The organism is Modestobacter lapidis, from assembly GCF_054780755.1.
The window spans coordinates 19864-46001 of record NZ_BAAGVS010000024.1 but is presented as its reverse complement, the minus strand read 5'-3'; the positions used below and the strand labels follow the sequence as shown (position 1 = coordinate 46001).

At 74.2% G+C, this 26138-nt stretch carries 19 protein-coding genes; 11 read left to right on the top strand and 8 right to left on the bottom strand.

Annotated elements, in window-relative coordinates; genetic code table 11:
- Positions 1–109: 109 nt before the first annotated feature.
- The 5 genes from ACYVG5_RS18235 to ACYVG5_RS18215 all read left to right on the top strand — a co-directional run bounded on the left by ACYVG5_RS18235 (position 110) and on the right by ACYVG5_RS18215 (position 10291).
- Positions 110–2128, top strand: coding sequence for an alpha-1,4-glucan--maltose-1-phosphate maltosyltransferase (locus tag ACYVG5_RS18235; protein ID WP_222049160.1), 2019 nt, complete (start codon positions 110–112; stop codon positions 2126–2128).
- A gap of 98 nt (positions 2129–2226) precedes the next feature.
- Positions 2227–4092, top strand: a complete 1866-nt coding sequence (treS, locus tag ACYVG5_RS18230; protein ID WP_222049159.1) for a maltose alpha-D-glucosyltransferase — start codon at positions 2227–2229, stop codon at positions 4090–4092.
- A 132-nt stretch (positions 4093–4224) separates the two neighbouring features.
- On the top strand, positions 4225–5595 hold the full coding sequence (locus ACYVG5_RS18225) for a maltokinase N-terminal cap-like domain-containing protein (RefSeq protein WP_222049158.1): 1371 nt from the start codon (positions 4225–4227) through the stop codon (positions 5593–5595).
- Between the two features lie 26 nt (positions 5596–5621).
- Complete coding sequence (glgB, locus tag ACYVG5_RS18220) at positions 5622–8750, top strand: 1,4-alpha-glucan branching protein GlgB (protein WP_222049157.1); 3129 nt, start codon at positions 5622–5624, stop codon at positions 8748–8750.
- A 140-nt stretch (positions 8751–8890) separates the two neighbouring features.
- Positions 8891–10291 (top strand): neutral zinc metallopeptidase, encoded by a 1401-nt coding sequence (locus ACYVG5_RS18215; protein ID WP_222049200.1) that lies wholly within the window; start codon positions 8891–8893, stop codon positions 10289–10291.
- Between the two features lie 67 nt (positions 10292–10358).
- Here ACYVG5_RS18215 and ACYVG5_RS18210 read toward each other — a convergent pair whose 3' ends face one another.
- The 3 genes from ACYVG5_RS18210 to ACYVG5_RS18200 form a co-directional block, all read right to left on the bottom strand.
- Positions 10359–11327, bottom strand: coding sequence for a tetratricopeptide repeat protein (locus ACYVG5_RS18210; protein WP_222049199.1), 969 nt, complete (start codon positions 11325–11327; stop codon positions 10359–10361).
- 132 nt (positions 11328–11459) lie between these two features.
- Positions 11460–12935, bottom strand: a complete 1476-nt coding sequence (locus ACYVG5_RS18205) for a phytoene desaturase family protein (protein WP_222049156.1) — start codon at positions 12933–12935, stop codon at positions 11460–11462.
- A 67-nt stretch (positions 12936–13002) separates the two neighbouring features.
- Positions 13003–14205, bottom strand: a complete 1203-nt coding sequence (locus tag ACYVG5_RS18200; protein ID WP_222049198.1) for an acetyl-CoA C-acetyltransferase — start codon at positions 14203–14205, stop codon at positions 13003–13005.
- A 193-nt stretch (positions 14206–14398) separates the two neighbouring features.
- Here ACYVG5_RS18200 and mce point away from each other — a divergent pair, with 193 nt between their 5' ends.
- The 5 genes from mce to ACYVG5_RS18175 all read left to right on the top strand — a co-directional run bounded on the left by mce (position 14399) and on the right by ACYVG5_RS18175 (position 19912).
- Positions 14399–14848: a methylmalonyl-CoA epimerase gene (mce, locus tag ACYVG5_RS18195; protein ID WP_460683422.1), complete on the top strand. Its 450-nt coding sequence runs from the start codon at positions 14399–14401 to the stop codon at positions 14846–14848.
- A gap of 118 nt (positions 14849–14966) precedes the next feature.
- Positions 14967–16304: a hypothetical protein gene (locus ACYVG5_RS18190; protein ID WP_460683421.1), complete on the top strand. Its 1338-nt coding sequence runs from the start codon at positions 14967–14969 to the stop codon at positions 16302–16304.
- A gap of 187 nt (positions 16305–16491) precedes the next feature.
- A complete protein-coding gene (locus ACYVG5_RS18185; RefSeq protein ID WP_222049153.1) occupies positions 16492–18333 on the top strand; it encodes a thioesterase domain-containing protein in 1842 nt (613 codons plus the stop codon).
- A gap of 54 nt (positions 18334–18387) precedes the next feature.
- Positions 18388–19275, top strand: coding sequence for a DUF4397 domain-containing protein (locus tag ACYVG5_RS18180; protein WP_222049152.1), 888 nt, complete (start codon positions 18388–18390; stop codon positions 19273–19275).
- Between the two features lie 7 nt (positions 19276–19282).
- Positions 19283–19912: a class F sortase gene (locus ACYVG5_RS18175; RefSeq protein WP_222049151.1), complete on the top strand. Its 630-nt coding sequence runs from the start codon at positions 19283–19285 to the stop codon at positions 19910–19912.
- Between the two features lie 7 nt (positions 19913–19919).
- On the opposite strand, the gene ACYVG5_RS18170 is transcribed toward ACYVG5_RS18175, so the two are convergent.
- The 3 genes from ACYVG5_RS18170 to nucS form a co-directional block, all read right to left on the bottom strand.
- Entirely contained in the window at positions 19920–20129 is a 210-nt protein-coding gene (locus tag ACYVG5_RS18170; RefSeq protein WP_460683420.1) for a hypothetical protein, read from the bottom strand.
- A 124-nt stretch (positions 20130–20253) separates the two neighbouring features.
- Positions 20254–21978 (bottom strand): 3-hydroxyacyl-CoA dehydrogenase, encoded by a 1725-nt coding sequence (locus tag ACYVG5_RS18165; protein WP_222049150.1) that lies wholly within the window; start codon positions 21976–21978, stop codon positions 20254–20256.
- A gap of 66 nt (positions 21979–22044) precedes the next feature.
- Positions 22045–22716, bottom strand: a complete 672-nt coding sequence (gene nucS / locus ACYVG5_RS18160; RefSeq protein ID WP_222049149.1) for an endonuclease NucS — start codon at positions 22714–22716, stop codon at positions 22045–22047.
- A 60-nt stretch (positions 22717–22776) separates the two neighbouring features.
- Between nucS and ACYVG5_RS18155 the strand changes: the two genes are divergently transcribed.
- Entirely contained in the window at positions 22777–23679 is a 903-nt protein-coding gene (locus ACYVG5_RS18155; RefSeq protein ID WP_222049148.1) for a hypothetical protein, read from the top strand.
- Between the two features lie 16 nt (positions 23680–23695).
- Here the strand turns inward: ACYVG5_RS18155 and ACYVG5_RS18150 are convergent, their stop codons facing one another.
- Both ACYVG5_RS18150 and ACYVG5_RS18145 read right to left on the bottom strand, forming a co-directional pair.
- Positions 23696–25051 (bottom strand): dicarboxylate/amino acid:cation symporter, encoded by a 1356-nt coding sequence (locus ACYVG5_RS18150; RefSeq protein WP_222049147.1) that lies wholly within the window; start codon positions 25049–25051, stop codon positions 23696–23698.
- Between the two features lie 235 nt (positions 25052–25286).
- Entirely contained in the window at positions 25287–26063 is a 777-nt protein-coding gene (locus ACYVG5_RS18145; RefSeq protein WP_222049146.1) for an enoyl-CoA hydratase-related protein, read from the bottom strand.
- Positions 26064–26138 lie beyond the last annotated feature (75 nt).

Sequence of the window (26138 nt, the reverse complement as noted above, 5' to 3'; positions counted from 1 at the left end):
TGGTGAGGGCAGGCTAACTTAACGAGGGCCCCCCCACCAGTGGCCCGAGCCCACCCTCTTCCTGCCGCCGAAGTGCCCGGAAGCCGGGAGATCGCTAGCGTGACCGACGATGACTGGCCGCGCTGACCTCCGCTTCGGCATCACCGATGTCGCCCCCGTCGTGTCGTGCGGGTCGTTCTCGACCCGCGCCGTGGTCGGTGAACACCTGCCGATCACCGCCACCGTGTTCCGTGAAGGCCACGACGCGGTCGGCGCCAACGTGGTGCTCACCCCACCCGCTGACGACGACCGCCACACCGCGCCCCCGCCGCTGGTGCGGATGACCGAGTTCGGGCCCGAACCCGACCGCTGGACGGCGACCGTCGTCGCGGACCGGGAGGGGCTCTGGACCTACCGGGTCGAGGCCTGGGACGACCCGCTGCGCACCTGGCGGCACGACGTCGAGGTGAAGGTCGAGGCCGGGCAGGGCGCCGAGGAGCTCGCCAACGATCTCGAGTCCGGCGCCCGGCTGTACGAGGAGGTGGCGGCCGCCGTCGGCGTCGAGCACCGGGCCGCGCTGACCGCCGCCGCCGCCGCGCTGCGTGACGGGTCGCTGTCGGTCACCGCCCGGCTCACCCCTGCGCTGACGGCGGGCCTGCAGCAGGTGCTGCAGGACAACCCCGTACGGCGGCTGGTCACCAGCTCCCCGACCTACGAGCTGTGGGTGGACCGGCCGCGGGCCCTCTACGGCTCCTGGTACGAGCTCTTCCCCCGTTCGGAGGGCCCGGTCGTGGCCGGCGAGCCCACCCACGGGACGTTCACCCAGGCCGCCGACCGGCTCCCGGCGGTCGCGGAGATGGGCTTCGACGTGGTCTACCTGCCGCCGATCCACCCGATCGGCCGGGAGAACCGCAAGGGCAAGAACAACACCCTGGTCGCCGAGGCCGACGACGTCGGCTCACCGTGGGCCATCGGCAGCGCGGAGGGCGGTCACGACGCCGTCCACCCCCAGCTCGGGACGATGGAGGACTTCCGGGCCTTCGTCACCCGCACCCGCGAGCTGGGGATGGAGGTCGCGCTGGACTTCGCGCTCCAGGCCGCACCCGACCACCCCTGGGTGAGCAGCCACCCCGAGTGGTTCACCACCAAGCCCGACGGGACGATCGCGTACGCGGAGAACCCGCCGAAGAAGTACCAGGACATCTACCCCATCAACTTCGACAACGACCCCGAGGGCCTCTACGCCGAGTGCCTGCGGGTGCTCCGGGTCTGGATCGACGCCGGGGTCCGCGTCTTCCGCGTCGACAACCCGCACACCAAGCCGCTGAACTTCTGGCACTGGCTGATCTGGGAGGTCAAGCAGACCGATCCGGACGTGCTCTTCCTGGCCGAGGCGTTCACCCGGCCGGCGATGATGCACCAGCTGGCCAGGGTCGGCTACACCCAGAGCTACACCTACTTCACCTGGCGCACCGGCAAGACCGAGCTGGAGGAGTACGGCCGGCAACTGGTCGACAGCGCGCACTACATGCGGCCGAACTTCTTCGTCAACACCCCGGACATCCTGCACGCGTCGCTGCAGTACGGCGGGCCGCCGATGTTCAAGATCCGCGCGGTGCTGGCCTCGATGATGAGCCCGAGCTGGGGCGTCTACTCCGGCTTCGAGCTGTTCGAGCACGTGGCGTTGCGCCCGGGCAGCGAGGAGTACCTGAACACCGAGAAGTTCCAGCTGCGGCCCCGCGACTGGGCCGGTGCGGAGGCCTCGGGCCGGACCCTCGCGCCCTACCTGCGCCGGCTCAACGAGATCCGGCGCAAGCACCCCGCCCTCCAGCAACTGCGCACGCTGCGCTTCCACCCGATCGACAACCCCGACCTGCTCTGCTTCACCAAGACCGACCCCGGTTCGCCGGATGCCGTGCTCGTCGTGGTGTCGCTGAACAGCACCTACACCCAGATCGGGACGACGGCGCTGGACCTGCCGGCGCTCGGCCTGGACTGGTCCGACCGGTTCGCCGTCACCGACGAGATCACCGGTGCGACGTACGACTGGGGCCAGTTCAACTACGTGGAGCTCGACCCCCACCGCGAGCCGGCGCACGTGTTCGCCGTGCACCGGCCCCTGCCAGCCGGTCCTCTCCCCCCGGCCTGAAGAAGGACCCGCCTGCCCCCCACCACTCGCGAGCTCGCGGCGGGCCCCTGCAGGCAGGCCACGACCCGCACACCTGAGACCGAGGACCCCCCTTCCCCATGAGCCTCCCTGTCCCCGCCCAGTCGACCGCCGGAGCCGGCGAGCAGTCACTGCTGCCCCCACCCGGGACGGACCCCGAGTGGTACAAGCGCGCCGTCTTCTACGAGGTCCTCGTCCGCGGCTTCGCCGACAGCAACGCCGACGGCATCGGTGACCTGCGCGGCATGATCAGCAAGCTGGACTACCTGCAGTGGCTCGGCGTCGACTGCCTGTGGCTGCCGCCGTTCTTCGCCTCGCCCTTGCGCGACGGCGGTTACGACGTCAGCGACTACACCGCGGTGCTGCCCGAGTTCGGTGACATCGAAGACTTCAAGGACCTCGTCGCCCAGGCCCACTCGCGCGGCATGCGGATCATCATCGACTTCGTCATGAACCACACCTCGGACCAGCACCCCTGGTTCCAGGCCAGCCGCAGCGACCCCGAGGGTCCCTACGGCGACTTCTACGTGTGGGCCGACGACGACACCGGCTACGCCGACGCGCGGATCATCTTCGTCGACACCGAGAGCTCCAACTGGACGTTCGACCCGGTGCGCAAGCAGTACTTCTGGCACCGCTTCTTCAGCCACCAGCCCGACCTGAACTTCGAGAACCCGGCGGTGTGCGAGGCGATCATCGACGCCCTGCGCTTCTGGCTGGACCTGGGCATCGACGGGTTCCGGCTCGACGCCGTCCCCTACCTGTTCGAGGAGGAGGGGACCAACTGCGAGAACCTCCCCAAGACGCACGCCTTCCTCAAGAAGGTGCGCAAGGTCGTCGACGCCGAGTACCCCGACCGGGTCATGCTCTGCGAGGCCAACCAGTGGCCGGCCGACGTCGTCGAGTACTTCGGCGAGGACGGCGACGAGTGCCAGATGGCCTTCCACTTCCCGGTGATGCCGCGCCTGTTCATGGGTGTGCGCCGCGAGCAGCGGTTCCCGATCTCGGAGATCATGGCCCAGACCCCGGCCATCCCCGACAACTGCCAGTGGGGCATCTTCCTGCGCAACCACGACGAGCTGACCCTCGAGATGGTCACCGACGAGGAACGCGACTACATGTGGGGCGAGTACGCGAAGGACCCCCGGATGAAGGCGAACATCGGGATCCGCCGCCGGCTCGCCCCGCTGCTGGACAACGACGTCGACACCCTCGAGCTGTTCGCCGCACTGCTGCTGTCGCTGCCGGGCTCGCCGGTCATGTACTACGGCGACGAGATCGGCATGGGCGACAACATCTGGCTCGGTGACCGCGACGGGGTCCGCACCCCGATGCAGTGGACCCCCGACCGCAACGGCGGCTTCTCCACGGCCGACCCGCAGCGCATGCACCTGCCGCTGGTGGCCGACCCGGTGTACGGCTACCAGGTCACCAACGTCGAGGGGCAGCTGCGCAACACCACCTCGCTGCTGCACTGGATCCGCACGATGATCTCGGTGCGCAAGGAGCACCCGACGTTCGGCGTCGGTTCCTACGCCGAGGTCGGGTCGCGCAACCCCACCGTGCTGTCGTTCGTGCGGGAGTTCGGCGACGACGTCGTGCTCTGCGTCAACAACCTGTCGCGTTTCCCGCAGCCGGTGGAGCTGGACCTGCGCCGCTTCGAGGGCTACACCCCGGTCGAGCTGACCGGACGGGTGCAGTTCCCGCAGATCGGGGTCCTTCCCTACATGCTCACCCTGGCCGGGCACGGCTTCTACTGGTTCGAGCTGTCCAAGCCGGCCGACCCGGCGCCCGAGGCGGACGACGGCTGGGAGGCCCACAGCAGCAGCAGCGTCGCCCAGTCCCTGCTCGACGCCGGCGTGGTGGGCTCGACCGACGCCCCCGCCGGCAGTGGCGGGCTCGGTGCCCAGGCCGCGACGACGAACCCGACCGACGGAGAAGCCTGATGAATCGCTCCACAGCACGCCGCAGCCGTCCGGCTGCGGCACCGGAGGTAGGTCGATGAGCGAGCTCGCGAGCTCGTCCATGAGCACAGCGGCGACGCGGATGCGGCCGACGAGCGCCGGCGAGGAGGTCTCATGAGCGCACTGACGGACATGCTCGCCGACTGGATGCCGCACCAGCGCTGGTTCGGGGGCAAGGGCCGCGAGTGGGCCGGTGTCACCGAGGAGGGCTTCTTCCTCGACCAGTCCGACCCCGCGCTCACCGTGCACCGGGTCCGGGTGAGCTACACCGACGGCGCCACGGACACCTACCTGGTGCCGCTGTCGTGGCGTGACTCCCCCGCCGAGGAGCTCTCCGGCGCCTTCGTCGGGGCGATCTCCGGCGCGCACGGTGCGAACTACGCCTACGACGCGATGCGCGACCGCGAGTCGACCATGCCGTGGCTGACCCACCTGGTGGCCGCCTCGACCGTCGGCCCGATGCACTTCCACCCGGCGGGGGGCGCCGACATCCCCGAGGGCGTGCCCGGCGACGTGATCTCCACCGAGCAGAGCAACACGTCCCTGGTGTACGGCGAGACCGCCATCCTCAAGCTGTTCCGGCGGCTGGAGCCCGGCCTCAACCCCGACGTCGAGGTGCACGCCGCGCTGCGCACCGCGGAGAACCCGCACATCGCGCCGCTGCTGGGGCACATCGAGATCGACGACGCCGACCCGGCCCGGGAGCGGGCCACGGTGGCGATGCTGCAGGGCTTCGTGCCCAACGCCAGCGACGGGTGGCGGCTGGCGACCTCGAGCGTGCGAGACCTGTACGCCGAGGGCGACCTGCACGCCGACGAGGTGGGCGGCGACTTCGCCGGGGAGAGCGAGCGGCTGGGTGAGGCGACCGCCTCGGTCCACGCCGACCTCGCCCGGGTACTGCCCACCGAGCCCGCCGACGAGGGCTGGTACGGGACGGTCACCGAGCAGATGGGTGCCCGGCTGGACGCCGCGCTGAAGGTCGTCCCCGACCTCGCCGAGCATGCCGACGGCCTGCGGGCGCTGTACTCCGCGGCCGCGGCGGCGCGGGAACCGGTCGTCCGCCAGCGGGTGCACGGTGACCTCCACCTCGGGCAGGTGCTGCGCACGACCACCGGCTGGATCGTGCTCGACTTCGAGGGCGAACCGGCTCGCCCGCTGGCCGCCCGCCGGGAACTGGACACCCCGCTCCGCGACGTGGCGGGCATGCTGCGCTCCTTCGACTACGCCGCCCGCCACATGCTGGTCGAGCAGCCCGGCGACCCGCAGCGTGTCTATCGGGCCCAGGAGTGGGCCGACCGCAACCGGCAGGCCTTCCGGGCGGGGTACACCGTCGGCGGGGGCGCCGAACTGGACGCCGACTCCCCGCTGCTGCGGGCGTTCGAGGCGGACAAGGCGGTCTACGAGTGCGTCTACGAGGCGCGCAACCGCCCGAACTGGCTCATGATCCCGCTCCAGTCGGTGTCCCGGCTGACCAGTACCGACTGACCGACCACGACGAGGGACGGAGCACCATGACGATCGACGACGACTCCACCCCGACACCCGGCGGCGAGCCCGCCAGCAAGGCCGAGCTCCAGCGCCGGGTCGAGGAGATCACCGAGTCGGTCCGTGCGGACGCGGCCACCGCCGAGGAGCCCCCCGCACCCGCACCGGCCAAGAAGTCCGCCGCCAAGCGGGCGGCGACGACCAGGCGCGCGGCCGCCACCCGCAGCACCACCGGTGCCGATGCCGTGGCGGGTGATCCGGCCGGCGAGGCTCCGGCCGCGCCGGCCCGGAAGGCCGCCAAGCGGGCGGCGAAGAAGGCGGCCCCGGCCGCGAACCCGGCGGACGAGGGCGCCGGCGCTCCGGCCGGAACCGCGAAGAAGACCGCGCGGAAGGCGACCCGGAAGGTGACCGCCACCCCGGTCGTCGCCCCGGCCCCGATCGCCGAACCGGGCAACCCGTCGGCGCCCGCGGCCCCCCAGCCGGAGCCGCCCAGCCCCGACCCGGCCGAGCCGAACGAGCCGCAGGTGCCCGACGACGGAGGGCAGGCCGGCACCGGCGGCAGTTCCCCGGCGGAGACGGCGTCCGAGCCCGGTGATGTCGGCCGCACCGACACCGGTCCGGCGGCGCCCAGCGACGCTGCCGCGCCGACGTCGGGCCGACCCGCGTCGTCCGGCACCGCGCCCTCCACCGTGACCTCCACTGCGACCTCCACCGTGCCGCCCGGCACGGCCGGGGCCGAGCCGGCCCTGGCCGAACCGGCCGCCGTCGGGCCGGGCACTCCGACCCGCGCGATCGAGGGCGGCTACGCCCCGCCAGCAGCACCGGGCACCCCAGCCGCCACCGACCCGACGCCCGCGCCATCCGCTGCCGCCGCCACGGCCACGTCCGCCGGGCGGGAGGCGTCGGAGGAGGAGCTGCGCGCGGTCGTCGAGGGCTGGTCGTACAACCCGCACGGCGTCCTGGGCACCCATCAGCTCCCCGAGGGCTGGGCCGTGCGCACGCTGCGCCCCGATGCCGTCGCGGTGACCGTCGTCGACCAGGACGGGTCCCGCTACGAGGCCGACCGGCTGCACGGCGGCGGCATCTACGAGGCCCGGCTGCCGCAGCAGCCCGGCGACTACCGGGTCGAGGTCACCTACCCGAACGCCGCGGGCGGTACCGACGCCTACCTGGTCGATGACCCGTACCGGTGGCTGCCCACGCTCGGCCAGCTCGACCAGCACCTCCTCCGCGAGGGCCGGCACGAGCAGCTGTGGACGGTGCTCGGCGCCCACGTCCGAGGCTACGACACCCCCGGTGGGCGGGTCGACGGCGTCTCGTTCGCGGTCTGGGCGCCCAACGCCCGGGGCGTGAAGGTCACCGGCGACTTCGACTACTGGGAGGCCCGCGCCTACCCGCTGCGGTCGCTGGGCTCCTCGGGCGTCTGGGAGATCTTCATCCCCGGCGTCCAGGTCGGCAGCCGCTACCGGTTCCACATCCTCGGCTCCGACGGTGAGTGGCGGGTCAAGTCCGACCCGATGGCCTTCGCCACCGAGGTCCCGCCGGCCAACGCCTCCGTGGTCACCGACTCCGCGCACGCGTGGGGCGACGACCAGTGGATGGCCGAGCGGGCCCGTGGCGAGTGGCACAAGCGGCCGATGAGCGTGTACGAGGTGCACCTCGGGTCCTGGCGACAGGGCCTGAGCTACCGGGAGCTGGCCGACGAGCTGGTCGGCTACGCCAGCGACGCCGGGTTCACTCACCTGGAGTTCATGCCGGTCGCGGAGCATCCCTTCGGCGGGTCGTGGGGCTACCAGGTCACCTCGTACTACGCGCCCACCTCGCGCTTCGGCTCCCCCGACGACCTGCGTTACCTGATCGACCGGGCCCACCAGGCCGGGCTCGGGATCATCGTCGACTGGGTGCCCGGGCACTTCCCCAAGGACGACTGGGCGCTGGGCCGCTTCGACGGCACCGCGCTGTACGAGCACGCCGACCCGCGCCGGGGCGAGCAGCCGGACTGGGGCACCTACGTCTTCGACTTCGGCCGCTCCGAGGTGCGCAACTTCCTGGTCGCCAACGCGCTGTTCTGGGCCAAGGAGTTCCACGTCGACGGCATCCGCGTCGACGCGGTCGCCTCGATGCTGTACCTGGACTACTCGCGCAACGACGGCGAGTGGACGCCGAACGTGTACGGCGGGCGGGAGAACCTGGAGGCGGTGGCCTTCCTGCAGGAGATGAACGCCACCGTCTACCGGGAGGTCCCCGGGGTGGTCACCATCGCCGAGGAGTCGACGTCCTGGCCGGGCGTCACCCGGGCCACCCACCTCGGCGGCCTCGGCTTCGGCTTCAAGTGGAACATGGGCTGGATGCACGACTCGCTGGACTACGTCGCCAAGCAGCCGGTGCACCGCAGCTACCACCACAACCAGCTGACGTTCTCCCTGGTCTACGCCTTCTCGGAGAACTTCGTGCTGCCGATCAGCCACGACGAGGTCGTCTACGGCAAGGGGTCGCTGCTGGGCAAGATGCCCGGTGACCACTGGCAGCAGCTGGCCAACCTGCGCGCGTTCCTCGGCTTCATGTGGGCGCACCCGGGCAAGCAGCTGCTGATGATGGGCTCGGAGTTCGGCCAGCTGTCGGAGTGGGCGGAGAGCCGCTCGCTGGACTGGTGGCACCTGGACGACCCGGCCCACCAGGGCGTGCTCACGCTGGTCAGCGACCTGAACACCGTCTACCGCGAGCACGAGGCGCTGTACTCGCTCGACAGCGACCCGGCCGGGTTCCAGTGGATCGACGCCAACGACGCCCCCGGCAACACCCTGTCCTTCCTGCGCTACGGCGCCGGCGGCCAGGTGCTGGCCTGCGTGGCGAACTTCTCCGGCGCCCCGCACCACGACTACCGGGTCGGCCTGCCCCGGGGCGGCCGGTGGCGCGAGGTCATCAACACCGACTTCGGCGGGTACGGCGGCTCCGACGTCGGCAACCTCGGCGGGATCGACGCGGTCGACGAGACGTGGCACGGTCAGCCGTTCTCCGCGACGGTGACCGCTCCCCCGCTGGCCACCGTGTGGTTCGTCTACGAGGGCCCCGCACCGTCCACCGGGCGGACGGCGGAGCTCGACGCCACCGGCTCCCCCGACGACGTCGACCCGGCGGAGACCACCGCGGGCTGAGGGCACCCGTACGACGACGGGCACCCGGCCGGATCCCGGCCGGGTGCCCGTCGTCGCGGTGCGGCCCGAGGCGTCCGGTCCCCGGGTCGGGCACGATGGGACGGCCTGCCGGTGACGCCGGCCCGACCGATCGGGAGCCCATGCCCTCCTCGTTCCGCCGCCTGCTGGCCGGGGCCGCCCTCGCCGGCGCCACCGTGCTCAGCACGCTCACCGGCTGCACCGTGGTGCTGGTGCCGGGGAGCGCGAGCCCGGCGTCGGCGCCGGTCGGTGCGGTCGCGATCGAGGAGTTCCCCATCATCGGGGCCGTCGACGACGAGGTCGACCGGCTCGCCCGCAATGCGCTGACCGACCTGAACACCTACTGGGCCGAGCAGTTCGAGCCCACCTTCGGCACCGGGTTCACCCCGCTGACCGGCGGCTACTACTCGGTGGACCCGGCCGACGTGAACCCGGCGGCCTATCCGGGCGGGCACATCGGTTGCGGCCAGCCACCGGAGTCCATCGTCGACAACGCCGCCTACTGCCTGCCGAGCAACCAGTACCCGGGCGGGGACGCCATCTCCTACGACCGCTCCTTCCTGCGCGAGCTCGCCGAGCAGTACGGCCGGTTCATCCCCGCGCTGGTCATGGCGCACGAGTTCGGCCACGCGGTCCAGGGCCGGGTGGGGTACCCGACCCCGCAGTCGATCGCGATCGAGACCCAGGCCGACTGCTTCGCCGGCGCCTGGACCGCCTGGGTCGCCGACGGCGAGGCGCCGCACAACACGATCCGGGCGGCCGAGCTGGACGAGGTGCTCCGCGGCTACCTGCTGCTGCGCGACCCGGTGGGCACCAGCACCCGGGAACAGGAGGCGCACGGTTCCTACTTCGACCGGGTGTCGGCCTTCCAGCAGGGCTTCGACGAAGGCCCGACCAGCTGCCGGGACGAGTTCGGGGAGAACCGGCCCTACACGCAGGACAGGTTCTCCGGCCGCGCCGAGGCGCTCGCCGGCGGCAACGCCTCCTACCAGGAGACGCTTGGGATCTTCGTTCCCGAGGCGCTCCCCGAATTCTGGGAGGCGGCGTTCGCCGAACTCGGCCGGGACTTCCAGCCCCCGGCGATCGAACCGTTCTCCCGGCAGGCACCCGGCTGCGATGGCCAGGACCCCGATCTGGACCTGCTCTTCTGTGCCGCCGACGACGTCGTCGCCTTCGACGAGACCGACCTGACGCGCCCGCTGTACGCGGAGTTCGGCGACTACGCCGTCCTGACCGCGGTGGCGATCCCCTACAGCCTGGCCGCGCGCGACCAGCTCGGCGAGTCGACCCAGGGCCGGGACGCCATCCGCTCCGCCGCCTGCCTGGCCGGTGCCTTCACCGCGTTCGTCCTCGGGGGCGAGAGCCAGGTCATCACGATCTCCCCCGGGGACGCCGACGAGAGCGTGCAGTTCCTGCTCGAGTACAGCACCGACCCCGCGGTGCTCGCCGACAGCGGACTGACCGGTTTCCAGCTGGTCGACGTCTTCCGCACCGGGGTGTTCGAGGGCCCGTCCGCCTGTTGAAGGACCTCCCTGCCCCCCACCACTCGCGAGCTCGCGGTGGGGGCCCGCAGGGAGGCCGCAGACCGTCCTAGAAGAGGGCGGTGGTGAGCGCGCGGCGGGCCGGGCCGACCCGGGGGTCGTCGTCGCCGACGACGCCGAACAGCTCCACCAGGTGCTTCCGGGCCATGTCGCGGTCCTCGCCGCTGGTGCGGCGGACCACGGCGAGCAGCCGCTCGAAGGCCTGGTCGACGTTGCCGGTGCCCAGCAGGAAGTCCGCCGCGCGGGTCTGTGCGGCCACGTCGTCGGGAGCGGCGTCGGCGGCGTTCAGCGCGTCGGGGCCCGCCTCCTCGGCGCGGCGGAACAGCTGCACCTGGCGCAGCGCCAGCCCGGCCACCGGGTGATCGGGCTCGGCGTCGAGGATGGCCTGGTAGGCCGCCTCGGCGGCGGCGAGGTCACCCTGGTCGAGGGCGGCCTCGGCGGCGTCCAGCCGGGGGTCCTCGGGTTCCTCGAGGGCGCCCTCGGCGGCGTCGGGAACCTCTCCCCCGGTGGTGGCCGCGACCAGCTCGCTGATGAACTGGCGGGCCTGCTCCTCGGGGATGGCGCCGGTGAACTCGGCGACCAGCTGCCCCTGCCAGACGGCCTTGACCGCCGGGATGCCCTGCACCCGCAGCCCCTGCGCGAGCGCCTGGTTGGCGTCCACGTCGACCTTGGCCAGCACCCAGGTGCCGCCGCCCTCGGTGGCCAGCCGCTCGAGCACCGGGGAGAGCTGCTTGCACGGACCGCACCACTCGGCCCACAGGTCCAGCACGACCGGGACCTGGAAGGAACGGTCGAGGACCTCGGACTGGAAGGTCGCCTCGTCGACGTCCACGACGACACCCCCGGGCACTCCGGCCGGTGCGCTCGCCGTCGGGGGTGGGGCGGACTGCGCCCGGGCGGCCGCCTCGGAGCGTGCCTTCACGGCCGCGAGGTCGACCGCGCCGGCCAGCGAGGACGCCATCCGGGCCTGCTGGGCCTGGGCGCGGGGATCGGGACGAGCGGGGCGGTTCGGCTGCATGACCTCGATCATCCCACCGCGCCGGACCGCGCCGCAGCCCGTCCCCCTCCGCCGGTCATCCGCCGCGCTCTCCTCGGCCCCGACCGGAGGCTCGCCGCCGAGCTTGCGAGGTGGTGAGAGGGACGGGGTCCTTCAACAGGCCGGCGGCGGCGGGCGCAGCGGCGGGGCGTGCCGGACGCCGAACACCTCGCGCAGGGCCACCTGGGCGGCGTTGTCGCCGCACTGACCGTGCACCGCCGGCCCCGGCGGGGTGGCCGCGCCGGCCAGGTAGGTGCCGGGAACCGGGGTCCGGTAGGTGTTCCAGCGGGGCACCGGCCGGGCGAGCATCTGCCGCAGCGATGCCTCGCCGTTGGAGATGTCCCCGCCGACGTCGTTGGGGTTCCAGTCCTCCATCTGCCCGGCGTGCATGGTGTGCCGGGCGATGACCGTGTCGCGGAACCCGGGGGCGAACCGCTCGACCTGCGCCTCGATCGCCTCGGTCATGTCGGCCGTCGACCCGTGCGGCACGTGCACGTAGGCCCAGAAGACGTGCCCGCCCGCCGGCGCGCGCGACGGGTCGACCACGGTGGGCTGCACGGCGAGCACGTACGGCTTCTCCGACAGCCGCCCGGTCGCCGGTGCGGCCTCCCCGGCGATCGTCTCCTCCATCGTGCCGGCGACGTGCACCGTGCCGGCCCGGCGGACGTCGGGGTTGGTCCACGGCACCGGCTCGGACAGCGCCCAGTCGATCTTGAACACACCGGGGCCGTGCTTGTAGCGCTGCACCCAGCGCCGGTAGCCCGGGTGCACCCGGTCGCCGGCCATCGCGACGAACGCCGACGGCGTGGTGTTGAGCAGCACGGCCGGGATGCCGTCGAACTCCCGCAGGTCGGTGACCTCGTGCCCGGTGACGACCTCACCGCCCTGCTGCTCCAGGGCGGTGACCATGGCGTCGGCGAGCTCCTGGGAGCCGCCCTCGATCAGCGGCCAGCCCTGGTGGTGCGACAGCATCCCCAGGAACATCCCGAGCGCCGCGGTGAGCGGACGGGTCAGGTTGAGCATCCCGTGCGCCGCCGCCCCGGCGATCAGCGCCCGGGCCGCGTCGTCGTCGAAGCAGCGCCGGGCCAGCCACCCGACACTGGGCAGCCCCTGCAGCCCGAACCCGGCGACACCGAGGAAGCCGCGGGTGGGCAGCCGGCGGAACGCCGAGGTGAGGAAGAAGTCGGTGATCTCGTCGGCCTGGCGCAGCAGCGGGCCGAAGAGCCGGCGGTAGGCGGCCGCGTCCCGGCCGAGCCCGGCGGCCGTCTGCTCCAGCGAGTGGTGGGACAGCGCTGCGCGCCCGCCGTCCAGCGGATGGGCAAAGTTGATCTCTGGCTGGAGCAGCCGGACCCCCCGCGAGGCGAGGTCGAACTCGCGGAAGAACGGGGCGCTGGCCGCCATCGGGTGCACCGTGGAGCAGATGTCGTGCCGGTAACCGGGCAGCGTCACCTCCTCGGTGCGCAGGCCGCCGCCGGCGCGTTCCCCGCGCTCGACCACCCGCACCGACAGCCCGGCGGCCGCCAGGCGCAGCGCGGCGGCCAGGCCGTTCGGGCCGGCTCCGACGACGACGGCGTCCGGGGTCCCGTTCACGCCGCCATCCTGCCGGGCGGGGGTCGGAGCTGCGCGACGAGCCGGTCGGCGGCCGGCGCCGGGCGGGTCACCGGGCAGGCACGTGCAGGACCAGCGCGTCGCCCTGGCCACCACCGCCGCACAGCGCCGCGGCACCGATCCCGCCACCGCGACGGCCCAGCTCCAGGACCAGGTCCAGCACGATCCGGGCGCCGCTCATGCCGATCGGGTGACCGAGGGCGATCGCACCGCCGTTGGGGTTCACCTTCTCCGGGTCGATGCCCAGCTCGCGGGTGGAGACGATGGCGACGGCGGCGAACGCCTCGTTGAGCTCGACGAGGTCGAGGTCCTCGGGCGCGATGCCCTCCCGCTCGCAGGCCTTCTTGATCGCCCGGGAGGGCTGGCTCTGCAGGGTCGCGTCCGGGCCGGCGACGACGCCGTGCGCACCGATCTCGGCGAGCACGGTGCAGCCGAGCTCCTGGGCCCTGGCCGCGGACATCACCACCACCGCGCAGGCACCGTCGGAGATCTGCGACGCCGAGGCAGCGGTGATGGTGCCGTCCGCGGCGAACGCCGGCCTGAGCCTGGCCAGGCTCTCGGCGGTGGTGTCGGGGCGGATGCCCTCGTCCTCGCGGAACTCGATCGGGTCGCCCTTGCGCTGCGGGATGAGGACCGGGGTGATCTCCTCGTCGAAGACCCCGTTCTTGGCCGCCCGCGCCGCCTTCTGGTGGCTGCCGGCGGCGAAGGCGTCCTGCTCCTCGCGGGTCAGCCCGTAGCGGGAGTTGGCCTGCTCGGTGAGCGCGCCCATCGCGACCTGGTCGAAGGTGTCGGTGAGGCCGTCGTGGGCCATCGAGTCGACCAGCGCCGTGTCGCCGTACCTGGTCCCGGTGCGGGAGCCGGCCAGCAGGTGCGGCGCCTGGGTCATCGACTCCATGCCGCCGGCGACGACGACGTCGAACTCCCCGGCCCGGATCAGCTGGTCGGCCAGCGCGATGGCGTCGATGCCGGACAGGCAGACCTTGTTGAGCGTGAAGGACGGCACCGACATCGGGATGCCGCCGGCCACCGCGGCCGGGCGGGCGGGGTTCTGACCCGCGCCGGCCTGGAGAACGTGGCCCATGATCACGTAGTCGACCTGGTCGCCGGCGATCCCGGCCCGCTCCAGCGCCGCCTTGATGGCCACGCCACCGAGGTCGGCGGCGGAGAAGTCCTTGAGCGAGCCGAGCAGCCGGCCCATCGGGGTGCGGGCTCCGCCGACGATGACGGACCGGGTCTGTGCGGGCTGGCTCATCAGGGGCTCCAGGGGCTCGGCCGCCGCCGGTGGCGGCCACGTCGACAGGGCACCGCGCCGGCGCCGGGGCGCCACGGGCTCGCTCCAGGATAGGTGCGCGCGGGCCGACCGGGACGCCGCCGGTGATGTGGCCCACCCGGTCCGGCCGCGGGAGAGCTGGCCGTCCCCGGACGGGCGCGGCACGATGCGCAGGGTGACCGACGCTGCGCACACCGGCCTGCCTTCCGAGCTGTTCACCACGATCGACCACGTGGGCATCGCGGTGCCCGACCTCCGCGAGGCCATCGCCTTCTACGAACTCGCCTTCGGCATCACCTCGGTGCACGAGGAGGTCAACGAGGAGCAGGGCGTCCACGAGGCGATGCTGGCGGTCGGGGACGGCGAGACCCGGATCCAGCTGCTGGCCCCGCTGACGCCGGAGTCGACGATCGCGAAGTTCATCGGCCGCTCCGGCCCTGGCCTGCAGCAACTGGCCTTCCGGGTCGCCGATGTCGAGGCGGTCAGCGCCACGCTGCGCGAGCGCGGACTCCGGCTGCTCTACGACGCCCCGCGCCGGGGCACCGCCGGCAGCCGGGTCAACTTCGTCCACCCGAAGGACGCCGGGGGCGTGCTCGTCGAACTGGTCCAGCCCGCCGCACCCTGACGGTCCGCCCGCCGTGCCCGGGGACGGCCGGATCGGCGCGTCGCGGGCCGCCGGCACCGTCCTGGGAGCGGCGCCGGACACGCTGACCCTGCGCTGGATCTCTGCGAGGATGCGGGTCATGAGCGACGCCCACCACGACATGCTCTCCCTGCGTGGAGGCGGCCCCTCCTTCGACGTCGTCCGGAAGGGCTACGACCGCGACCAGGTGGCCGAGGTGCTGGAACGGCTCGAGGCCGACATGCACGTCGCGCTGGCCGACCGGGACGCCGCCCTCGCCCGGTCCGCCGACCTGGCCGGCCAGCTCTCCGCGCTGCACGGCGAGGTGGAGTCGCTGCGCCGGCGCGCGGCGAGCGCCGGGGCGCCCACGTTCGAGAACATGGGCGAGCGCATCTCCAACATGCTCCGGCTGGCCGAGGAGGAGGCCGGGGAGATCCGCCGGTCCGCCGAGGAGTACTCGCTGCAGCTGCGCCAGGCCGCAGCCGCCGACGCCGAGGCCGTGCGGGAACGGGTCGCCGGCGAGGAACGGGCGTTCGGCGAGCGGCAGGCGGCCAGCCAGGCCGAGGCCGAGCGACTCGTCGCCGAGGCGCGCCAGCACGCCGAGGCGATCTCGACCAAGGCGCAGGCCCGCGCCGACGAGCTGGTGCAGAAGGCCCAGGAGCGTGTCACGCGGCTCGACGCCGACTCCCAGGCCCGCCGGGCCAAGGTCGAGGAGGATTTCGAGATCGCCCAGCGCGCCCGGCGCACCGAGACCGCCCGGCTGGAGGAGGAGCGCGAGGCGGCCACCCTCACGGCGGCGCAGCAACGGATCGCCGCGGCCGAGGAGCACGCGACCCGCACCGTGGCCGCCGCCGACCAGCACGCCGCCCGCACGGTCGGCGAGGCGGAGGCCGCGGCCGCCGCCCTCCGGGCGATCCGCGACGACGTCACCCGGCGCCTGGCCGAGGTGCGCACCATGCTCAGCGGGCTGCCCGACCTCAGCGACCGCGACGTGCCCGGATCCGACCAGCCGAAGGCACCCACCGGGACAACCCCCGACGCCGGGCCGGCCGCGCCGCCCACCGAGGCGATCGTCACCGAGGCCGTCGTCCCCCGCGCGCCGGCTCCGCGCGGCGAGCCCGCCGCGGACGCCTCCGCGCCGGCTCCGGCCCGTCCCGCCCCGGAACCGGAGGCGCCGGCGGACGAGGTCCCGGCCCGGCCCGCCGCCGCTGGCCCGGCACCGGCCACCCCGCCGGCCGAGCAGCCCGCCGCACCACAACCCCTCGCGCCGCAGCCCGCCCAGCAGGCGGGGCGCCCGAACCCGACGTTCCGGCCACAACCCACCCAGCGGCAGGCGCCCCCGGTCCCCACGCCCGGCCCGGCCACCGGCAGCCGGCCGGCCGGACAGCCGGTGACCACGACGGTCCCGGCCGCCGGTCCGCAGCAGCCGGCGGGACGGCCCAGCCCCAACCCGCGCTGACCGGGGGCACGACCGCCCTTCCGGGCACGCAGCGCCCCGGGTCGAGCACTCCCAGTGGCCGCCGGTGCGGGCCCGTGCCAGGGTCGGGGGCAGCCGACCCGGGGACCGGTTCCGCGAGCAGGGAACACGCGGACCGGCCGGTCGCCGTACGCAGGTCGGCGCTGGGGACGCCGGGGGGAGCTGCGCCGTGCCCGACCGCACGCCCGGGACGACGACCTCCCACGCCGCCCCACCCGCTCCTGGCACTGAGCCCTCGCCCCGGCGGGCACGGCACCGCGCCGGCTGGCAGCCGCCGTCCCGCCGCCTCGGTGCGCTCTGGCCGCTGGCCGCCCTGCTCGTCGTCGGGCTGGCCGGCGCGCGCACCGTCCGCGGCCTCCCCCTGCCCGACGACGGCGCCCTCACCGCGCCGGCCGCCGGCCTGCTCCGCGGGACCAGCGACCTCCCGCTGCTGTCCCCCGAGGGCCTCGCCGCGGTGCACGCCGCGGTCTACGCCACCGTCACCCGGGCCTTCGAGCGGCACGCGACCCTGGCCGGTGCCGGCCGGGAGCTGCTGCTGGTCCTGCTGCTGACCTCGGCCGCGCTGGTCTGGGGCACGGCCCGGCGGGGCGGCCTCGGGCAGCCGGCCAGTGCCGTCGCCGTCCTCGCCTTCGGCGCCGTTCCCACCCTCGTCCCGGCGCACGCGGTCAGCACCCCGGCGGCCCTGGGCATCACCTGGCTGCTGCTGGGCACGTGGCTGGCCGTCGGCGGACGCACGCCGCGGGCACCCTGGCCGGTGGCCGGCGGGGCGATCGCGCTCGGCACGCTGCTGACCCCCGACGTGCTGCTGCTCGGAACGGCCGGGCTGGCCGCGGCCGTCGCCACCGGTGAGCTGCTCGGCCGCGGACCCGCGACCCGCCGGCTCGCCGTCGGCACGGGGCTGGCCGCGGCCACCGTCGCCGTGCGACTGCTCGTCGCCAGGTGGGATTCCCAGCCGCAGGCCCCGGGCCGCTGGGCGGCCGGACTGCCGGACCTCCTTCTGGTCACCGCGGCGCTGCTGGCCGTCGCGCTGCTGACGGTCGTGGTGCTGCCACCGCTGCGCACCCCGGCGGTCGCGCTGGCCGCCACCACGCTGCTGGCGGTGGCTCCGCCGTGGGGCCGGCTGCCCGCGCTGCTGCTCTGCCTCCCGGTGGCGGCGCTGCTGCTGGCCGCTGCGCTGGAGCACGTCGTCGGGGCCGCGGTCGTCGGGCACCCGGGCCGACGGCGGACCGTGCGGCTGGTCGCGGTGTCCACGGTCGGGGCCACGGCGGCCGTCACGGTTCTCCTCCTCGCGGCGGCACCGCGCAGCGATCTGGGTGCCGCCGCGCACCGGCAGCTGGTGGCCTGGGTGCAGGACCAGCTGCCCCCGGATGGACGGGTGTCCGCCGATGCGACGCTGCGCGCCGAGCTGGTGCACGCCGGCGCGGCCCCCTCCCGGGTGGGCGTCGCGACGGACGTGCAGCTCGCGGCCACCGCCCCGGGGACGACGGAGCTGCGGGTGGAGTCCGGCGATTCCCCGGTCGACGGCGCCGCGGTGGCCCGCTTCGACCCCGCGGACGGCCTCCCCGCGCTGTCCGTGGTCCACCCGGACCCGGCTCCGCCGGACCCTGCGGCGGTCGAGCGGCGGCGCGCGCTGGCCCGCGCCCTGCTGGCCAACCCGCAGACCGCGGCCCCCGGTCCGGTGGCCGACGTGCTGTCCTCCGGCGCGGTCGACCCGCGGCTGCTGTCACTGCTGGCCGGGATCGGCGCGCGGTTCGGCGTGGCTCTGGACAGCCTGCCGGTCGTGCCCGGCGAGGAGGGCCGCACCCTCGTCCGCTCCGCCGTCATCACCGGGATCGGGGGCACCGTCCTGGCCGATGATCCCCGCCGCGCCGACCGCCTGCTGGCCTGGGTGGACGCCCAGCGAGAGCCCTACGCACCGGACACCGTCCGCCGCGTCGACCAGGGTGTGCTCGTCACCTACCGTTGGTCTCCCGATCCGGACGGTGCCGTCGCCCGCACTGGGGGAAGATGAGGCGCAGCTGCCTGCCGCGGCCGACCGCACGCCCGCGACCCTGGAGGAAGCCCGATGACCCCGTCGACCCGAGCGTTCCTGCTCTCCCTCCTCGTGGCGGGACTGGCGGCGTTCGGGCTCGCGCCGGCGGCCGCGGCCCCGGGGGACGCCGCAGCCGGCGATGCCACACCGGCCGAGGGGCTGGTGCGGATGGCGCACCTCTCCCCGGACACCCCGGCCGTCGACGCCTACATCGACTCCGTGTCCACGCCCGGCACCCAGGTGGTCCTCCCGGCGGTCACCTACGGTGACGTCTCCCCGTACCAGCCGGTTCCGGCGGGCACCTACACCGTCAGCGCCCGGAACGCCGGCGCCGACCCGGCCGGCCCACCGGCCCTGGCCACCACCGTCACGGTGGAGCCGGGCCGGGCAGTGACCATCGCCGGGGTGGGCTACTTCGCCGATCTGCGTTTCGCCGTGCTCAGCGACGACCTCACGCTGCCGCCGGCCGGCCAGGCCCGTGCCCGGGTGATCAACGCGGCGGCCTCGGCGTCCCCGCTCGATCTCTCCCTGGCCGGATCGGCCGCCCTGGCCACCGGGTTGGAGTTCGGTGCCAGCACCGACTACGTCGACGTCCCCGGCGGCGCCGGCACGCTCACCGTCGCCGGCTCCGGCGCGCCGGTCGACCTGCCCGTCGAGCTGCCCGCCGGGTCGGTCCACACGGTGCTGGTGCTCGACCGCAGCGGCGGCGGGATCACCGTCCAGAGCGTGCTGGACGCCGCCGGCCCGGGCGTCGTCCCCACCGGGGGCGTCGAGACCGGAGCCGGCGGCACCGCGGGCGGCACCGACCCGTGGGCCATGGTCGGGCCGGCGGTCGCCGCGCTCGCTGCCCTCGGACTGCTGCTCACCGCCCTGCTGCGCCGGCCCGACCGGGACCGGGCACCCCGGCACGCCGCCTCCTGACCCGCCGATGGGCAGACACACCCTCCGTCCCAGCCGGGCGCTGACCCGGATGCGCTGGGGGCTCGCCGCGGTCGCGATCTCCGCGGGGACGCTCGCGCTGACGTCCCCGGGCGCTCCCGGCCTGCCTGCTGTGGCGAGCACCCCGGGCTCACCTCCGGCGCCGGTGCTGCTGCGTGGCCCGACTGCCCCGGCGGGCGCGACACCGGTCCGGGTCAGCATCCCGGCGATCTCCGTGGAGAGCAGCCTGGCCGATCTGGGTGTCGACGACGCCGGCGCCCTGGTCCCGCCCGCCGACTTCGACCGGGCCGGCTGGTTCGCCGCCGGGCCGGTGCCCGGCGACGTGGGGCCGGCGGTGATCGCCGGACACGTCGACTCCCGCACCGGTCCGGCGGTGTTCTTCCGGCTGGAGGAGCTCACCGTCGGCGACACGGTGCAGGTGACCCGCAGCGACGGCCGGGACGTCGGGTTCCGGGTCACCCGGGTGGCGCAGTACCCGAAGGCCGACTTCGCCACCGCGGAGGTCTACGGGCCGACCACGGGCCCGGAGCTGCGGCTCATCACCTGCGGCGGGACCTTCGACCCCGGCCGCCGCAGCTACCGGGACAACGTGGTCGTCTACGCGGTCGCCGTCCCCTGAGCCGTGCTCAGCGGTGCCGCCGGTCGCGGGCCCGCCAGCAGGCGCTGTGCCAGTGCCGGCGCAGGTCGGCCGCCGAGTCGGTGTCCCAGGGATCGAGGTCGGAGTCGCGGGCGTAGGCCGGCCAGCTCACCAGGTGCGGCGTCCGCGGCCGGATCTCCTGATCACAACCCGGGCACCGGTAGGTCTTGTCGCTGCCGGCCCCGGTGACCGGGCGCACCGCCCAGTCCCCGTCACCGGCCTCCTCGACCGGTTGCCGCCGGTCCGGCAGCGCTCCGCCGCCGGGCCGGCCGGGCCTGGCCCGATCCGGCCCGCGGCGCGGCCTTCCTCGACGCGGCACCGGCTCAGCGGGCGGGATGGTCGCGGAACCCGCGACCCGTCCGGCGCCCGAGGTGGCCGGCGGTGACCAGCTGCTGCAACAGCGGCGCCGGGGCGAGGCCCGGCTCCCGGGATTCGGCGTACAGCCGCTGCTGGGCCGCCAACGCGACGTCCAGGCCGATCTCGTCCAGCAGCGCGACCGGCCCGGTCGGATAGCCGCAGCCCAGGGTCATCGCCGCATCGATGTCGTCGGCACCGGCGTAGCGCGCCTCGATCATGCGCACCGCGTCGTTGAGGTAGGGGAACAGCAGCGCGTCGACGACGAACCCGGCCCGGTCGGCGCAGGCGACGGCGTGGGCACCGAGCCGGGCGCACAGTGCCCGCACCGTGGCAGCAGCTTCCGGTGCGGTCACGACCGAGCTGACCACCTCGGCCAGGCGCAGGTCCGGGCCCGCCACGTGCAGCCCGACGACATCGGAGGGGCGCCCGCTGGCGACCGCGAGGTCGACGACCGGGCCACGGCCGGTGGCCACCAGCACCGTCCCGGGCCGGGTGAGCTCGCCGAGCGCCGCGAACACCGCCCCGATGCCCTCCGGACGCGCGTCCGCGCTCACCAGCACCAGGTCGGCCTGCGCCAGGTCCTCCAGCGGCCCCGTCCAGCGCAGCCGCAGCTCGGCGTCGCCCGGGCCCGACGGCGGCGCCGGTTCCCCGAGGAAGGCGATCACGGAGGTGACCGGCAGACCGGCCGCCTCGACGGCGGCGGTCAGGCGGTCGGTCCCACTCGCGCACCCCGCGGATCCGACGACGCCGACCGACCGCACCGGCCGGGCTCCCTCGGCGGTGCCGCCCGGCGCCGGGGTCTGCGCGTCCGGTACGACCTCGGCGGAGTGGGGGGCGGCGTAGGTGTAGAAGCCGCGACCGGTCTTGCGGCCCAGCATCCCGGCGGCGGCGAGCTGGGTGAGGAGCGGGCTGGGAGCGTGCAGCCGATCGCTCGACTGCCGGTACATCGTGTCCAGCACCTCGACGGCGGTGTCGATGCCGATCAGGTCCAGCAGGGCGAACGGCCCCATCGGCAGCCCGCAGCCCAGCCGCATCGCGGTGTCGATGTCCTCGCGGCCGGCCGACCCGCTGTCGTACATCGCCACGGCGTGGTTGAGGTAGCCGAAGAGCAGCGCGTTGGCGACGAACCCGGCCCGATCGCCGATGACGACGGGGACCTTGCCCAGCCGGGTGGCCAGCGCCTCGACGTCCTCGACCACGGAGGGCTCGGTGACGACGGTCCGCACGACCTCGACGAGCTTCATCACCGGCGCCGGATTGAAGAAGTGCATCCCGATGACCGCGCCGGGGCGGCCGGTGGTGACCGCCAGTTCGGTGACCGACAGGCTCGAGGTGTTGGTGGCCAGGATGGTGTCCGGCGGGCAGATCCGGTCCAGCGCGGACAGCACCCCGGTCTTGAGCTCCCTCCGCTCCGGCACCGCCTCCACGACCAGCTCGGCGGCGGCGAGGTCGTCCATGCCGGTGGTGAAGCGGATCCGGGAGAGGACGGCGTCCCGGTCGGCCGGGTCGAGCCTGCCCCGGGAGACCGCCCGCCCGGTCGAGCCATCGACGTGCTCCCGACCGCGTCGCACCGCGGCGTCGTCGACGTCCACGGCGGTGACCGACAACCCCGCGCGGGCGAACACCTCGGCGATGCCGGCGCCCATGGTGCCCAGCCCGACGACGCCGACCTCGTTCAGTTCCCTGGGCACCCCGGCAGTCTCCCACCGCCCGGGCGGTGTGGATCCGTCGGCGTGACCGCGGCGGATCCACTCCGGCTAGAACAGCCGCGCAGAGGGGTCGTCGGTGCCCTTGAGGACGGCGTAGTCGACCGTCACGCAGTCGATCCCCCGGTCGGTGGCCAGCACCCGGGCCTGCGGCTTGATCTCCTGCGCGGCGAAGACACCCTTCACCGGCGCCAGCAGCGGGTCGCGGTTGAGCAGCTCCAGGTAGCGGGTGAGCTGTTCGACGCCGTCGATCTCACCGCGCCGCTTGATCTCCACCGCGACCACCGCGCCGCCGGCGTCCCGGCAGAGCAGGTCGACCGGGCCGATCGCGGTCGGGTACTCGCGGCGGACCAGCGACCAGCCGGCGCCGAAGGTCTCCACGTGCAACGCGAGCAGCCGCTGCAACTCGGCCTCCACGCCGTCCTTCTGCAGACCGGGGTCGACGCCCAGCTCGTGTTTCGAGTCGTGCTCGACCGACTCGATGGTGATCACCAGCTGCTCACCGGCCTTGTTGGTGACCGTCCACGTCCCCGCGCCGTCCACCAGCTCGTCCTTCAGGGTGCACGGCGGCGTCATCCAGTTCAGCGGCTTGTAGGCGCGGTCGTCGGCGTGCACCGAGACCGAGCCGTCGGCCTTGACCAGCAGCAGCCGGAGGGCGGAGGGGAGATGAGCCGTGAGCCGACCGATGTAGTCGACGGAGCAGCGGGCGATGACCAGACGCACGGACGACGACGCTACCGGGTGCCCCGGGAACCTCCCCGGGCCCCACGTCGTCCTTCCGGGATGACCCGCGCGCGCACTGCCCGCTCCGCGGCCGCCCTCGGCCTGCTCCTGCTGCTCGGCGCCTGCGCCGCCCAGGACGCCGGGGGCTCGCCGCCGGACGCCGTCACCCCCGGCCTGCCCGGCGCACCGGACGAACTGGTCCTCCAGGTGTCCTACACCGGCGGCTTCGTCACCCCGGAGATGCTGGCCGCCCGGCTCCCACTCGTCAGCGTCTACGCCGACGGCCGGGTCATCACCGAGGGGCCCGTGCCGGCGATCTACCCGGGCCCGGCCTGGCCCAACGTGCAGGTGCAGGAGATCGACCGGCAGGCGGTGCACACCCTGGTCGAGCGGGCCCGGGCCGCCGGCGTGACCGAGACCGGCGACCTGGGCACGCCACCCCTCGCGGACGTGCCCAGCACCCGGTTCACCCTGGCCACCGCCACCGACACCGCGGTGCGGGAGGTCTACGGGCTGACCGAGGTCGGCGGCCTCGACCCCGGTGGCAGCGGGCTGTCCGACGAGCAGATCGCCGCCCGGGCGGAGCTGCGCGGTTTCCTCGACGCGCTGACCGACCTCCCCGGCACCCTGGGCCCGGACGCCGTCTCCCCCGTCCGCTCCTACCGGCCCGAGGCGGTGGCCGCCGTGGTCCGCCCCTGGACGGCGACCGGCGACGGGAACGAACCCGACCTGGTCCACCCGGAGATGCCGTGGCCGGGCCCGGACCTGCCCGGCGAACCGGTGGGCCCGCTGCCCGACCTCAGCTGCGTGACCGCGACCGGGGAACAGGCGCAGGCCGTGGCCTCCGCGGCCCAGGCGGCCACCAGCGCCACCCCCTGGGTGACCGACGACGGCGCGCGCTGGGCGGTGACCTTCCGGCCGCTGCTGCCGCACGAGTCGGGCTGCGACGACCTCATCGGCTGAACCCGCCCGGAACCGGTCAGACGGTGGCGGGCTGCCGCCGGAGGTCGCCGTCCACGCCCTCGGTGACCCCGGCGCGCTCGACCGGCGCCATCGGATCGATGGTCGACGTCGAGCGGTAGCGCTCGAGGTCCAGGATGCCCTCCCGCTTGGCCACGATCGTGGGCACCAGCGCCTGACCGGCCACGTTGGTCGCCGTCCGGCCCATGTCCAGGATCGGGTCGATGGCCAGCAGCAGGCCGACCCCGGCCAGCGGCAGGCCCAGGGTGGACAGCGTGAGGGTCAGCATGACCACCGCACCGGTGACCCCCGCGGTGGCGGCGGAGCCCACCACGGAGACGAGCGCGATGAGCAGGTAGTCGGTGAGCCCGAGGTCGATGCCGAAGAACTGCGCCACGAAGATCGCCGCGAGCGCCGGGTAGATCGCCGCGCAGCCGTCCATCTTCGTCGTCGCGCCCAGCGGCACGGCGAACGATGCGTAGGACCGGGGGACGCCCAGGTTCTGCTCGGTCACCCGCTCGGTCACCGGGAGCGTGCCGATCGAGGACCGGGACACGAAGGCGAGCTGGATCGCCGGCCAGGCGCCGGCGAAGAAGCGCAGCGGGGAGAGCCCGTGCAGGCGGAGCAGTACCGGGTAGACGACGAACAGCACCAGCGCGAGGCCTGCGTAGACGGCACCGGCGAAGACCCCCAGCGAGCCCAGGGACTCCCAGCCGTAGCTCGCGACCGCGTTGCCGATCAGCCCCAGGGTGCCGATCGGGGCCAGCAGGATGACCCACCACAGCACCTTCTGCACGATGGCCAGCACCGACCGGGTGAAGGACAGGAAGGGCTCGGCGGCCTCGCCGACCTTGAGCGCGGCGATCCCGATCGCGACGGCGATCACGATGAGCTGCAGCACGTTGAACGACGCCCCGTCCGCGGAGGTGTTTAGGCCGAGGAAGTTCGCCGGGACCAGGCCCAGCAGGAAGTCCCACCAGGAGCCGGTGGTCTCCGGCACGTCGGCCGCGGTGGCGTCCACGGAGCTGTTGCGGCCGGGCTCGGTGAGCAGGCCCAGCCCGATCCCGATGCCGACGGCGATCAGCGCGGTGATGGCGAACCACAGCAGCGTCTGCCCGGCCAGCCGCGCGGCGTTGGAGACCTGCTCGAGGTTGGCGATGCTGACGATGATCGCGGTGACGATCAGCGGGACGACGATCACCCGCAGCAGCGCGACGAAAGTGCTGCCGATGGTCTGCAGGGTGCTGGTCAGCCAGTTGGGGGTGCCGTCGGCGACGGGCCCCATCTCGCGGGCGACCAGCCCGAGGCCGATGCCCAGCAGGAGGGCGAGGAGGACCTGCACCGCGAAGGGGGTGCGGCGGAGACGAGCGAACACGAGGGGTGCCTTCCGGGCGGGGTGTGGAGGTCGGGACGGTGGGCGGCGACCGCGCTCAGCGGCCGGCCGTCACGCGCCCGAGGTCCACGACCAGGCACCGGGTGAGGCCCCACAGGTTCTGCACATGAAGGACAATGCGAGGCGCCACCTGGACCATCCCGGTGTGCGCTGTCTCACCCGCAGGCCCCCCGCAGGGACCCGGCGCGAGCTTGCGAGCGGTGGGGGCAGGGGGTCCTTAATCGGTCCAGACCGGGTGGCGCTTGCCCAGGAACGCGCTCATCCCCTCGCGGGCGCCGTCCAGCTGGCTGGCCGCGGCCATCACCTCGACGGCGACGCCGTAGGCATCGCGCTCGGGCCGGTCCAGCTGGGCGTACATGGTCTGCTTGCCCCACGCCTTGCTCGCCCGCGAGCCGCGGGTGGCCCGGGCCAGCAGATCGTCGACGGCGGCATCCAGCTGGTCGCCGGGCACCACCCGGTTGACCAGCCCCCAGTCCAGCGCCGTCCGGGCATCGATGACGTCACCGGTCAGCGCCAGCTCCATCGCGCGCTTGCGCCCGACGTTGCGGGCGATGGCCACCATCGGCGTGTGGCAGAACCAGCCACCCTTGCCGCCCGGGGCGGCGAAGCCGGCCGACTCCGCCGCCACGGCCAGGTCGCAGGAGGCCACCAGCTGGCAGCCGGCCGCGGTGGCCAGCGCGTGCACCCGTGCCACCACGACCTGGGGAACGGACTGCAGGGTCTCCATCAGCTCGGTGCACAGCAGCAGCAGGCTGCGCACCTCGGCCACCGGCCGGCCTGCGACGTCGGCGAAGTCGTGGCCGGCGCTGAAGACCGGCCCCTCGCCACCGAGCACGATCCCGGTCGCATCGCTCTCGCCCGCCGCGGTGACCGCGGCGAGCAGTTGGGTCAGGTGCTCGCGGGAGAGGGCGTTGCGCTTGGGCCCGCGGGCCATGGTGATCCGGACCGTGTCGCCGTCGCGTTCGACCCGGGGCGCGCCGGGGGTCTCGTCCATCCCCGGACTCCATCACGCCGCCGCGCTCCCCGGCAACGGGCGCGGACGCTCCCGGCGCTCGGCGCCGGGACACCT

Excerpts from the sequence above, each read along its gene's own strand:
- ACYVG5_RS18235 (WP_222049160.1), top strand. The coding sequence starts at position 110 with ATGACTGGCCGCGCTGACCTCCGCTTCGGCATCACCGATGTCGCCCCC.
- treS (WP_222049159.1), top strand. The coding sequence starts at position 2,227 with ATGAGCCTCCCTGTCCCCGCCCAGTCGACCGCCGGAGCCGGCGAGCAG.
- ACYVG5_RS18225 (WP_222049158.1), top strand. The coding sequence starts at position 4,225 with ATGAGCGCACTGACGGACATGCTCGCCGACTGGATGCCGCACCAGCGC.
- glgB (WP_222049157.1), top strand. The coding sequence starts at position 5,622 with ATGACGATCGACGACGACTCCACCCCGACACCCGGCGGCGAGCCCGCC.
- ACYVG5_RS18215 (WP_222049200.1), top strand. The coding sequence starts at position 8,891 with ATGCCCTCCTCGTTCCGCCGCCTGCTGGCCGGGGCCGCCCTCGCCGGC.
- ACYVG5_RS18210 (WP_222049199.1), bottom strand. The coding sequence starts at position 11,327 with ATGCAGCCGAACCGCCCCGCTCGTCCCGATCCCCGCGCCCAGGCCCAG.
- ACYVG5_RS18200 (WP_222049198.1), bottom strand. The coding sequence starts at position 14,205 with ATGAGCCAGCCCGCACAGACCCGGTCCGTCATCGTCGGCGGAGCCCGC.
- ACYVG5_RS18190 (WP_460683421.1), top strand. The coding sequence starts at position 14,967 with ATGAGCGACGCCCACCACGACATGCTCTCCCTGCGTGGAGGCGGCCCC.
- ACYVG5_RS18180 (WP_222049152.1), top strand. The coding sequence starts at position 18,388 with ATGACCCCGTCGACCCGAGCGTTCCTGCTCTCCCTCCTCGTGGCGGGA.
- ACYVG5_RS18175 (WP_222049151.1), top strand. The coding sequence starts at position 19,283 with ATGGGCAGACACACCCTCCGTCCCAGCCGGGCGCTGACCCGGATGCGC.
- ACYVG5_RS18155 (WP_222049148.1), top strand. The coding sequence starts at position 22,777 with ATGACCCGCGCGCGCACTGCCCGCTCCGCGGCCGCCCTCGGCCTGCTC.
- ACYVG5_RS18145 (WP_222049146.1), bottom strand. The coding sequence starts at position 26,063 with ATGGACGAGACCCCCGGCGCGCCCCGGGTCGAACGCGACGGCGACACG.